Below are 11,939 nucleotides of genomic sequence, written 5' to 3'. Positions count from 1 at the left end.
CGTTGGGGGGCGCAGCCCCCCAACAGACCTTCTCCCCTCTCCCTCGGGGAGAGGGGCCGGGGGAGAGGGCCCCCCTCACTTTAAGCCCTGCAACAACGCCTTATGAAACGCCTGCGGATCCTGCATCTGCGGCGCGTGTCCCAGCGCAGGAAACTCCACCAACGTAGCATTCGGCAACGCCTTCACCGTAGCCTTCGCCAACTCCGGATACCGCCCCAACGTAGGCTGAATCTCCGCCGGCGCCGCGTCCTTGCCAATCGCCGTGTTGTCCTTGTCGCCAATCAACAGCAACGTCGGCGTCTTGATCGCGCCAAGCTCATACACCACCGGCTGCGTATAAATCATGTCGTACAGCAGCGCCGAATTCCAGGCCACGACATGCTTGCCCGGCCCGCGATACATCCCGGCCAGCATCTGCACCCAGGGTTCATATTCCGGCTTCCACTGTCCGTCGTAGTACGTGTTCTGCTCGTACTTGCGAATCCGGTCGGCAGACGTATTCAGCTCGCGCTGATACCACTGATCCACCGACAACGACGGCACACCCTTGGCCTTCCAGTCCTCAAGCCCGATCGGATTCACTAGCACAAGCTGCCGCGTCTCGTTCGGATACATCAGCGCATAGCGCATCGCCAGCATGCCGCCAGTCGAATGGCCAATGATCGTCGCCTGCGCAACCCCAAGCGAGGTCAGCAGCGCGTGCGTATTGCGCGCCAGTTGCTGAAACGTGTACTGATACCGCTGCGGCTTGGTGGATTTGCAAAACCCGATCTGATCCGGCGCAATCACGCGATATCCGGCACCGCTCAACTGCTTGATGGTTTCCTGCCAGGTCGCCGCGCAAAAATTCTTGCCATGCAGCAGCACCGCCGTGCGCCCATTCGGATTGCCCGTGGGCTGCACGTCGAGGTAAGCCATTTGCATCGGCTCCTCCTGCGACGTGAACGAGAACCGCTGCACCGGCGCGGGATAGTCGAAGCCTTCCAGCTCGGGTCCATAAGCAGGACCGTCGTCGGCAGCATTGGCCACCATGGGCGCCACCAGCGTGCAAGCGCACAGCGCGGCCACGGCCGAGCGCAACAGGGAGGTTTTCAGGAAAGAAGGACAGACAGGGCGAACGGACGGCATGGAGGAGGTCTCGCGTCGGGGAGAGTGGGGGATGGTCGCACAACTGACCCATCCCCGCCGGGCAAAGTTCCTGCCCCCGTCCCAAATGCAAAAGAGGCGCCGCAGCGCCTCCTTTGCTTAGTACCCAATGCGTCAGCGTGCCCGTGCCGTCTGCCGCACCGGCCGTGCCTCCGTCGCGGCGGAGGCCGCTGTCGCCGCCCCAGCCCGCCCGAGATCCACGCCGGGCAACAGATGCAGCAACCGCACGAGTTCCGATTGCCGATGCGTGCCGGTCTTGCGCAAGGTATCGCGAATGTGCACGCGCACCGTATGCGGCGAGAGGAATTCGCGTTCGGCAATCTCGTTGAGCGTCTCGCCAGCAGCGAGCCGGATCGCAATGATGCTTTCCTTACGCGACAGACCGAACAGCGATGTCAGCACGGCGGCGTCGAGTACCGAGCGCGACTCCGAATTGCCCATCAGTAGCATGGCCGCAGGCAGTTGCCATGGCCCCTCCACGGGCTGCCGCGATACCAGCGGCATCACGATCAGCGGCACTGGCTGACCGCCCGACGTGATATGCATCCACGAACCCGCCGCGGCGGCCCCGTTGCGGCCTCCCAGCGCGGCAGACTGCAGCATCTTCGTCAGCACGCCCTGCAGGGGCTCGGTCCGCGCGCGCAGCACACCATGCTCGAGCGACAGATGCGTATCGGCCTGCACCAACGACTCGGCCCAGCTATTGGCATAGCGCACGCGCAGGTCCGCCTGCAGCACCATTACGCCGAAGTCCAGCGTATCGAGTCCAGCCAGGCCCATCGAGGCCAGGCCGCTCAATTCGAAGTTGCGATGCTGCATGCGCGCGGCACGCGCCCAGTGCGGCATCACATGCGCCAGCCTGCGCTCGCGATGATCGCTCGACAACTCGCCGGCCAGATGCGAGCCATCGGCCATCGCACTCATCAGCACGCACACATCGCTGGTGTCGAACAAGCGAATGCCCTGTTCGAGGCCATGACAATCGTATGTGCCGTGGTGCGTGACCGCTTGGGGGGCCAGCGCGATCAGCGGGCTGGCCATCGTGGTCAGCGTGCCGATAGCCTCGCCCGCGCCACGCGCGTCGGACTGCATCGCGCCGTGCAGGCGTTCGTACTCGCAGCGGCGCGCCGCGTCATCGACATAGGCCGGCAATATGCGCATGCTCTCCGGCATCGCGGCCGCATTGGTAAAGCAGCCATGCGGCGTCACACCGAGACGCGTCTCACCCGCGAGCTTGTCCCAGATCAGATAGCGCGGGCTCGTCGTGCACGTGTAGCGGGAAAATAAGTCGAGCGCGGCCGGCATGGCAGCCACGTCCATCGCAGACTCGTAAATGCAGTCGACGAGGCGATGGAATTGATCGTCCGAAGACGGGTGTTCGCCCATAATGATTTCCCCCCGGTGGCAAACGCCTTGTTTCCTCAGACCACTGCGGCGAGGCGTGGTCCTTATATGTATGCTGACCATCGTCGTCCCCCGGTCTGGAGCCGGCAGCGACGCTTCTCTTTTCCACGACTATCTGGTGAGCGGAGTGGTCATGTAGTGCCCCCGCTTCGTATGAGTGCCAATCGTATGCGGCAAATGATCAGCCATAACCCCGGTGCGGGAGAATCCCGCCTTGGAGGGGACTGACTGCATCTTGCGCTTTGGCGCGCAATCCGCTCCGAGGCGCGCCACGACATCGTTTGCGGGAAAGTTGGCAATCACGTTGTCGTGGAATTCAGGCGGCGCCGCCCAAGCTGGCGCGCAACCGGTCCGACCACTAATGGCTGGCGCAATGGTTACTCGCCGACCGTACGATTGCAACCGTTCAAGCGTTTGATTAGAAAAGGATTTGCGCAAAAGCGACAGCCATATGCCATAGGCGTCCCATTTCGCGAAAATTGCAAGAAATGCGAAACCGCTAGGCGGAATCGGTCGCGGTGGATGTGACGCTTGCGGCGCCCGCAGCTTTAGCGATATCCACACTGGCCACCTGCGCCGCCTTGGCTTCGTCATCCGCGCGCGCCGCCCCTCCGTCCACCTGCACCGTCACGCGCGGGGCCGCCAGGCGAATTCCAGCCTTGTCGAAATTGCGTTTAAGCCTCACGTTGAACGCACGCGCGATCTCGGATTGCATCAGCGGACGCGTCTTGTATTGCGCGAGCACCACAATCCCGTTGGGATCGAAACGGTCGAGGCCGAGAATATCGAGGCTCGACAGCAGGTTACGCGCATAACGGTGGTCGCGCGAGACTTCCGTGCCGGTACTGCGGATGATCTCGAGCACGCGGTCGAAGTCGCTGTCATAGGCCACGGAAATATTGAAGACCGCGTATGCATAGCCGCGCGACAGGTTCTTGACGGCCTTGATCTGGCTATACGGCAGCGTGTGCAAGGCACCCTTGCCGTCGCGGATGCGTACGGTGCGGATCGTCATACCTTCAACCACGCCGACGTGGTCGGGCAGCTCGATCGAATCGCCAATCGCGATCGAGTCCTCGATCACGATAAACAGCCCCGTGATCAGATCCTGCACAAGGCTCTGCGCGCCGAAACCGATGGCCAGGCCGACCACGCCGGCACCGGCGAGCAGCGGCGTAACGTTGACGCCAAGGTTGGCCAGCACCGCGATCAGCGCGATGACCAGCAATGCCACGAACGATGCGTTGCGCACCAGCGGCAGAATCGTCTTCGCGCGCAGGCTCGGCTGCTGGCCGGCGCGGCCATGCGTGGGGGACAGCGTCTGCGTAATGGCGGTGTCGATCAGCAGCCAGACCAGCCACGACAGCAGCACGATCGCGATCACGCTTACGGTAGCCTGCACCACATGCCGTCCGAACAGCGTCGACTCCCCGAGCTGCATCAGCGAGGTATCCCAGATCCGCGCCGTGACCTCCAGGAATGCAAACCAGATGGCCACGCGTACCAGTGCCACCGCAAAGCGGCCAAAGCGCGCGACGTAGGCCGAACGCCGGCGATCGCGTAGCCGCGGCGGGCGCGTGGTGGACTTGGGCGAGCGACCGACCACGAGGTTCAGCAGCGTCGCGGCCACGAACAGCGTGACCGACACCACGGCGCGGCGCAGGATCTCGTCGGCACGGCCGCTGGCCATCAGCGTCCCGAGCACCGAGGCCATTACCACCGCCAGCACCGGCAGATGCCAGGACTGGCCTGCCAGCCGCAGCACATCCATCCATGCGGGATAGGACTGGCGCGTGGCGAGCGGCCGGAACGAGATCAACTGACCGATCTGCCTGCGGAAGCGAATCGCAAACGCCGCGATCAGGATCGCCGCGAGAATGTTGGCAAAGGTGCCGATCAGCGCCGACAGGCTCGCGCCAAGCGCGGCGATCACGCGTGTGTCGGTTGTGGCTTCGCCGAGCGCCGCGAGTGCGCCGGTGGCGAACAATAGCCACGGCGAGTGGTACAGCAGATCGCGCACGGCCGCCGCGCGATGCGCCGACGAGAACACCGCGAAGATGACCTGGCAGAACGCGCTCAGCAACGCGCCGCAGAGCATCGACAGCGCCACCAGCACCGCCGCCATGCTCGCCGGCGTGCGGCCAAAGACCTGATAGGTGAGCACCAGCGTCAGCGCAAAGGCAACGATCCACGGGCCGATGCGCCGCGTGAAATAGATCCCCACATCGATCCACGATGGCACGGTCGGCAGATGCGCCGGCCGGGCCGCCTGCAGTCGCCGTTGATGGAAGCGGCGCGCGAGCTCCCAGAGCAGCCATCCGGCCATGCCCCAGGCGATCAACACGGTCCCGAATTCCCGGATCGACACGACCTTGGGCCGCGTGTCGTGCATGGTCAGCGCCGCGTGCCACTCCTCGCCAGCAAAACGTATCCGCCAGTTCCAGTACTGCAGCGCGCCGTGCTGTTTGTCCAGGCTGCTGTCCACCTGATCGAGCGCCTTGGAGACCACGCCGATCAGGCCGGGCTGCACCGCGCTGGCCGGGCCCGCCGCCACGCCCGACGCGCCAATCCCGCTGCGCAGCGCCTTGAGTTGCTCTACCAGCGTGTCGCGCTGCTTGTCGTTCTGCAACGTGCCGATGATCTGGTCGAGCGACTGGGCGAGCGGTTCGCTGGCCGCCGGCGTCGACGCGGCGGCCTCGAGCTTCTGCGCCGCCGCCACCAGCGGACTGACCGCCGCGAAAGCGGGCGTGGCCAGCCACATCGTCAGAGTCAGCCAGATCAGCATGACGCGCGCCAATGTCGAGCGCAGGCGGCGCGGCGGCTGTTTCATGGGCGAGGGATGGACAATCGGCATGCGCGTCACTGTAGCGCATCGTGGGACGCTTGGTACCTTCCGCCGTGTCCTGTGTCACGCGTCGTTACGTAACCCGTAACGTGCGGCGTTCCACGGTGTCCCTTCCGCAGGCCTGTTCTTATCCCCCGACGCACGTAGGGTGGCGAAGTCCGGAACCTCCAGCGCACGCGGTGTTCCGTCCTGCCGCACGACGCCGCCGCGCAGCATGGCCGCCTCCGAGCCCGAACTGGCATGCGCTTTGCAGAACGACTGGTCAGAGCGATTGCACCCAGCTTGCACTGACCCAGGGGAAAAGGGGAGACACCATGCAACAAGCCGCAGCCTTTGAAGCCAACCGCGCCGCCGCACGCAGCGGCTACCACGCGCACGCATTCGCCGCTCCGCGCGAGACCGACGCCCAGATGGCTGCCGATATTGCCGCGGCGATTGACGCCGCATTGCTCAGCCGGCGCCACGACTATGCCGGTCAGCCCCATGCGTGGCAGTTGCTCTGCGAAGCCTCTCACGTGGCCACGCTCTGCCCCCCGCTGCGCGACGCGTTCATCACGCGGGTTGCCGAACAGCGTGGCGCCGATATCGCGCTGCGCCTCGCCGCCAAGGCTGACGCGATACGTGCCGCAGCGATCGAGCGCTATCGCGAGTCCGCGCTGGCATAAGAATTGTTCGTCAATATCGGACAGTGTTCGCGATTTTCGTCCGATTATCTTCTGCATTCGGTCGTCCATAGTGAGGTCAAGCGCGTCGGACATCGCCGGCGAGCACCGAACCAGGAGAACGATCATGAATGCAGCAGCCCAGACCCAAGCCACTGGCACCCATAACGAAGACCGCAAGGTCGCCCTTGTCACCGGCGGCTCGCGCGGCATCGGCGCCGCGATCGCCGAACGCCTCGCCAGCGACGGTTTCGCCGTCATCGTCAACTTCGCGGGACGCGCGTCCGAAGCCGAGGCCCTGGTCGCCCGTATCGTCAAGGCAGGTGGTCGCGCGGTGGCGGCGCAGGCCGATGTCAGCGACCCGGCGGCCGTTACCCGCATGTTCGATACGGCCGAGACCGCGTTCGGCGGCGTCGATGTGCTGGTCAACAGCGCGGGCATCATGAAAGTGGTCACGCTGGCGGAGACCACCGACGAGATCTTCGACCAGCAGGTGGCGATCAACCTCAAGGGCACCTTCAATACGCTGCGCGAGGCGGCGCGCCGGCTGCGCAACGGCGGCCGTATCGTCAATGTGTCGTCGAGCGTGGTGGGCCTGTATCAGCCGATGTACGCCGCATACGCCGCGACCAAGGCTGGGGTGGAAGCCATGACGCACGTCCTGACCAAGGAGCTGCGCGGCCGTGACATTACCGTGAACACGGTTGCACCCGGCCCAATTGCCACCCAACTGTTCTTCGAGGGCAAGACCGACGAAGTCATCGCGCGCTACGCCAAGGCGCCCCCGCTCGAACGTCTGGGCAAGCCCGAGGAAGTCGCCTCGGTCGTGGCGATGCTGGCGGGTCCCGACGGTTCGTGGGTCAACGGTCAGACCATCCGCGTCAACGGCGGCGTGGTCTGATCAGGCAAAGGTGAGCAGGGCCCGGCGTTCGGGCAGGTCGAGGTGCGGCACGTTGTTGAAGCTCAGCAGCCGCTGCGTGTCGCGCCCGACGATGATTTCGCAGAACGCGGTGTTGCGAAACTGTAGATTCAGCTCGATCGCCGTGCTGGTGGGTGCGCCAAGCAGATCCGCCACGGCGCGCCCGATCGCACCGCCCGAGCTGACCACGAGCAGGGCATCCTCGCGCGCGGCATCCGCAGTCGCATGCGCGAGCGCTGCGCGCATGCGACCGCCGAAATCGGCCCAGCTCTCGGGCATATCCGCCAGCCGGTCCTCGGTCCAGGCCTGGAACGCCGCACGGAACGTGCGCCAGTAGTCGCGATAATCGCCGTTCTGATGCGCGCGGTGATCGGCGCCATCCGTAAAACAGCGATAAAGCGCCTCGCCGTCGTACTCGTTGAGCCCGGCATGGGTGTCGAGCGTGGGCGCCACCACACCCATGCCCGCCAGAATCTCGCTTGCGGTGTCCTGCTGACGTATCAGTGAGCCCGCCACCACCCGGCGAAAGGTCACGCCGCGGTCCCGAAAGTATTCGCCGAGCCAGCGTGCCTGTTGCCGGCCGACATCAGACAGGCAGTCATAATTCTCGGCGCCGAACGACGCCTGTCCGTGCCGGACAAGGAAGAGCATGGCCATGATTGCAATGGATAAAAGGCGATGCGCGATTCTAGGCGGTGGCGCCGCCACCAAAAAGCAACTCCCGCCCGAATTCATACGCGCTATGGCCGCGCTGCATGGGGGGTATCGGGCGTTTTGCTTCGGTGCTATATATCTGGCGCTGCCCCACTGTAACCCTCTTGAACCGCCTTCTTGCCGCTGCTCATGACACACAACGGTGACGACATCGAGGCCGCCATGGTGCGGCTGCTGTATCGTCAATCGCTTGGCATCCTGTTTGCCAATTTCGTGATTCCGGCGGCGGTCGTCTACGCATTACGCGAAACCACCTCATTCCATTTGCTGCTCGCATGGATGGGGGCCATCTATGTACTCACGTTTTGCCGCATCGGCCTGTCGCTGATGTTCTTTCGGCACGGCGAATCGGGTGCAACCGCCCCGCGCCAGTGGGTCACGCGCTTCGCGATCTTCTCTTGGCTGTCGGCCGCGTTATGGGGTTTTCTCGGGACGATGTGGCTGCTGCCGCCCGACCCCGAATGGGTGGCCTTCGCATGCATCGTGCTGGCCGGTATGGCGTGCGGTGCGATGCCCGGTCTGTCGGCGCGGCTCGGTGTGTACATCGGCTTTATGACAATCATGGTGTTGCCGTTCGTGCTCACCTGCATGGTCCGTGAAGAATCGATCTATCGCGTGTTCCTGATGTTCGCGCTCGCGCTGTACGTGGTCAATGTGTACTTCGGCCGCGTCACGCATCGCACCCTGCGCTCGGGCGTGGAACTGCGCTTCGAGAATGTCGCGCTCATCGGGCAGCTCGAACGCGAGCGCGATCGCGCCAACGCGGCCAACCTCGCCAAGACACGCTTCCTTGCCGCCGCCAGTCACGATTTGCGCCAGCCGCTGCACGCGCTGGGACTGTTGTCGGCCTCGTTATCAGCGGTCGCCGAGCGCGGCGATGTCGGTGCCGACGGCGCGCGACAGCTCGGCCGGCGGCTCGATACCACGCTCGAGCGCATGGGTGGGTTGCTCGATGGACTGCTCGACGTGTCGCGCCTCGATGCGGGGCTTGTCACGATTCGGCGCCGCCCGCTACCGCTCGCGACGCTGCTCGACGATATCCGCGACGAATATGTTGAACAGGCACGCCGGCAAGGTTGCCGGCTCGAGGTGGTGGTCACCGAGGCGTGGATCGACAGCGATCCCGAACTGTTGCGCCGTATTCTGGACAACCTGCTGAGCAATGCCATCCGCTATGCGCCAATGGCGCGCATCCTGGTTGGTGCGCGGCGTCGGCCGGGGGCGATGGAGATTCAGGTCATCGACACTGGCCCCGGCATCGCGCCCGAACAGCAGGCCCTCGTGTTCGAGGAATTCGCGCAACTGCCCGATGCGCCGGCGGAGCAGGGGCTCGGGCTCGGACTCGCCATCGTGCGCAGGCTCGCCAACTTGCTCGATCACCCGATCTCGTTGCGCTCGGCTCCGGGGAAGGGCAGCAACTTCTCGGTGACGGTGCCGCTCGCGCGCAATGCCAACGCGCCGTCCGCCACCGATGCGCCGCTATCCGCATTCTCGCAGGCCTCGCAGAAGATCGAATGCTACGGTGTGATGCTGGTCGATGACGATCCGCAGATCCTCGCCGCGTTGAGCGACCTGCTGACATTCTGGGGACATCTCGTCTATGCGGGAGCGACCGTGGAGGAAGCCTGTGCCGCGCATCAACGCGCGCGCGAACAAGGGCCGGCACCAGTGCACCTCGTGCTGGCCGACTTCCGACTGGCCAACCAGGTCACGGGCGACCAGGCCATCGGCTGGCTGCGCGAGTATCTCGACGCACCAATTCCGGGGTTGATCGTCACCGGCGACACCGCGCCCGATCGCCTGCGCGCGCTGCATGCCAGCGGCTATCGCGTGCTGCACAAGCCGATCTCTGCCGACGCATTGCGGCAAGCCATCAGCGAGACGGTGCGGGAAGCCAGTGACTTGCCTGAAGATCAGAGCTAACAGGGATGGGAGACGTCAGCCAGTCGTCTTGGTGCGATTGAGCAACGCCGCGCAGCGACCCATCAACGTCTGGATACAGCAGGCCGTGCCGCTCCAGTCGCCGCCGGTCACCTTGCCATCGGGTCCGGCCACGAGCTTGCGCTGACATTGGCCAGTGGCGGGGGGCAGTTCGAGCCCTGCATCGCGCGCGCCGTTACCGGGCGCATGCGCGGCCGGAATCTCGTCGATCCATACATACGCGGTGCCGCCGGGCACCGACTGCACCGAACGCGGTGGACCCCACTGGGCCTTCGCTTCTTCGATCGGTGCCGACTTCCAGGAGTCGAACACGCGTTGCATCGCGTTGCCTTCAAAGCTACCGCACGCGGCAAGCAGGGGCAGGGCACACATCGCGACAAGCGCGCACGGAACGAAGCGAAGGGGCAACGCGGGCATGGCGGCTCCAGCGAGTTTAGGGGCCCTGAGCCGCAGACTAGCCGAGCGGTATCAGGGATGGCAACGTGGATATGTGTGACGGCGCACGGAATCGCATCCGTTGCACGGTCAAGCGAACAGTGGCTGCTGCAGCGCGCTGGTGCTGGTGCTGGTGCTGGTGGTGCGAGGCTTGGTGCTACGCGGTGCGCTAGGCAAGGCGGGTGCCGGGAGCAACAACGGCAGCGGCGTGAGTGCGAACGGACGAGTCGCTTCCAGTGGCACTGCGTCGGTCATCAGCGTGGCCAGGTGCGGCAGCAGGATCTGATACGTATCGACATCGAAGCGCACCGGGTTTGACGATGCGGATGCTGCACCGGCATTGGTCACCAGTGCCGCGGCCGCGTCGAGATCGGGGGCCGAGCCGAGGTAACACCAGTCTTCCACCACATGCCACGGCTGTGGCGCGGGTCCTTCGCGCCATGCGATCGCACCGGCAAATGGCCAGGCTCGCAGCGCCGCCACGGCCAGCGCCGCGGCAAGACGCTCGCGATGGCTCGCCATCGGTTCGTCTCCCACGCACACGCCGGCGCAGCGATGCACCTGCCGCGCAAAACAGGGATTGCCATGCCTGGCACGGGTTTCGATGCCGAGCGTGGTCAGGCACAACTGGTGTTCGTCGGCCAGCGCGCGCAGATGCGCGACAGCCGATGCCTTGCTCGCATAGGCACCATGCAGATGCGCGTGGCGACTGAAGTCGACATGACGGTTCGAGCGGAGCCGCGGCGCGGTGAGTCCCGGCGGCAGCTCCCACGAAAACAGCTCGCTGGTCTGGCGCAGCAACTGGTTGTGCAATGGCTGCAACGTCTTTACGAGTTGCGCTTCCAGCAGCAACGCGCCAATCTCGCCACCCGTCTCGCGCCATTCGACGCGCCGCACCGCGCGCGCCAGGCGCATCTCCTTCTCGTTGGTGTGATCGCCCGAGAAATGCGCGCGGATGCGCTGACGCAGATGAATGCTCTTGCCGACGTAGAGCGGCGCATCGTCGTCGCCATGGAACAGGTACACACCGGCGCGATCGGGCACCTTGTCGAGCGCGGTCTCCTCGAGTCCGGCGGGCAGGCTCGCCTGCTTGACCAGGGACTTCACCGCCGACTCGACCAGATCGACCGAGTACTGTGCGTGAATGCGTTGCCAGAACTGCCACAACAGCTCCGCATCGGCCAGGGCGCGATGGCGTCCCTTCGGCGTTAGCCCGAAGCGCGCGATCAGCGCGTCCAGCCCGTGACGCTCCACCGATGGATAGAGTGCGCGCGACAGGCGCACCGTGCACAGCACGTCCGCACGGAACGTAATGCCGGCCCGGCGAAACTCGTTCTTCAGAAAGCCGTAGTCGAAGCGCGCGTTATGCGCGACGAACAGACGCCCCTGCAGGCGCTCGGCCAGCGCCTCCGCCAGGCTCTCGAAGGTCGGCTGGCCGCGCACCACCGCGTCGGTGATGCCGGTCATGTTCTGAATGAACGGCGGAATCGAAGTGCGCGGATCGACCAGTGTGTCCCATTCGGAGATGCCGTCGGGCCCGACTTCGACCACACCGATCTCCGTGATGCGATCGTTCTGCGCGTTGGCGCCCGTGGTCTCGAGGTCGACGAACACAATCGGCCGCGCCAGCGCGGCGGCCAACGCGTGGGCGTCGAGGGTTCCGGCATCGCGTGAAGACAGGCGTTCCGGCAGATAGGTATAGGCATCGTGAGGCGTCGGCATGCGGCGATTCTAATGGAAGGAAAATTTTTTTCGCAGAACCCCTTGCCAAGGTCGGAAGGCCGGCTTAATATTCGCCCCCTCGCAACACAAACCGAAAGACAGCAGCAGCGGAAACGCAGCGCTGGCGCGGGTTGCGGGGAGATTGGTAGGA

At 64.9% G+C, this 11,939-nt stretch carries 9 protein-coding genes; 3 read left to right on the top strand and 6 right to left on the bottom strand.

Features of this window, described 5'->3' with window-relative positions; genetic code table 11:
- Positions 1-75: 75 nt before the first annotated feature.
- The 3 genes from LDO41_RS33985 to LDO41_RS33975 form a co-directional block, all read right to left on the bottom strand.
- On the bottom strand, positions 76-1,128 hold the full coding sequence (locus LDO41_RS33985; RefSeq protein ID WP_223995877.1) for an alpha/beta fold hydrolase: 1,053 nt from the start codon (positions 1,126-1,128) through the stop codon (positions 76-78).
- Between the two features lie 132 nt (positions 1,129-1,260).
- On the bottom strand, positions 1,261-2,532 hold the full coding sequence (locus tag LDO41_RS33980; RefSeq protein ID WP_223995876.1) for a helix-turn-helix transcriptional regulator: 1,272 nt from the start codon (positions 2,530-2,532) through the stop codon (positions 1,261-1,263).
- Positions 2,533-3,049: 517 nt separating this feature from the next.
- A complete protein-coding gene (locus LDO41_RS33975) occupies positions 3,050-5,380 on the bottom strand; it encodes a mechanosensitive ion channel family protein (protein WP_377743548.1) in 2,331 nt (776 codons plus the stop codon).
- A gap of 329 nt (positions 5,381-5,709) precedes the next feature.
- Here LDO41_RS33975 and LDO41_RS33970 point away from each other — a divergent pair, with 329 nt between their 5' ends.
- Positions 5,710-6,060 carry a DUF7696 family protein gene (locus LDO41_RS33970; protein WP_223995875.1) on the top strand — a complete coding sequence of 117 codons (351 nt, stop codon included), beginning with the start codon at positions 5,710-5,712 and terminating at the stop codon, positions 6,058-6,060.
- Between the two features lie 124 nt (positions 6,061-6,184).
- Complete coding sequence (locus tag LDO41_RS33965; RefSeq protein WP_223995874.1) at positions 6,185-6,958, top strand: SDR family oxidoreductase; 774 nt, start codon at positions 6,185-6,187, stop codon at positions 6,956-6,958.
- Here LDO41_RS33965 and LDO41_RS33960 read toward each other — a convergent pair whose 3' ends face one another.
- Complete coding sequence (locus LDO41_RS33960; RefSeq protein WP_223995873.1) at positions 6,959-7,633, bottom strand: histidine phosphatase family protein; 675 nt, start codon at positions 7,631-7,633, stop codon at positions 6,959-6,961.
- Between the two features lie 186 nt (positions 7,634-7,819).
- On the opposite strand from LDO41_RS33960, the gene LDO41_RS33955 reads away from it, so the two are divergent.
- The gene (locus LDO41_RS33955; protein WP_223995872.1) at positions 7,820-9,613 is read left to right on the top strand and encodes an ATP-binding protein; all 1,794 of its coding nucleotides are present in this window, start codon (positions 7,820-7,822) and stop codon (positions 9,611-9,613) included.
- Between the two features lie 15 nt (positions 9,614-9,628).
- Here LDO41_RS33955 and LDO41_RS33950 read toward each other — a convergent pair whose 3' ends face one another.
- A complete protein-coding gene (locus LDO41_RS33950) occupies positions 9,629-10,048 on the bottom strand; it encodes a hypothetical protein (RefSeq protein ID WP_223995871.1) in 420 nt (139 codons plus the stop codon).
- Between the two features lie 108 nt (positions 10,049-10,156).
- Positions 10,157-11,788, bottom strand: a complete 1,632-nt coding sequence (locus LDO41_RS33945; protein ID WP_223995870.1) for an exonuclease domain-containing protein — start codon at positions 11,786-11,788, stop codon at positions 10,157-10,159.
- Between the last annotated feature and the right edge of the window lie 151 nt (positions 11,789-11,939).

Source organism: Cupriavidus pampae, from assembly GCF_914271485.1.
Classification (GTDB): Bacteria; Pseudomonadota; Gammaproteobacteria; order Burkholderiales; family Burkholderiaceae; genus Cupriavidus; species Cupriavidus pampae.
This window is presented reverse-complemented; position numbering and strand designations above follow the sequence as displayed.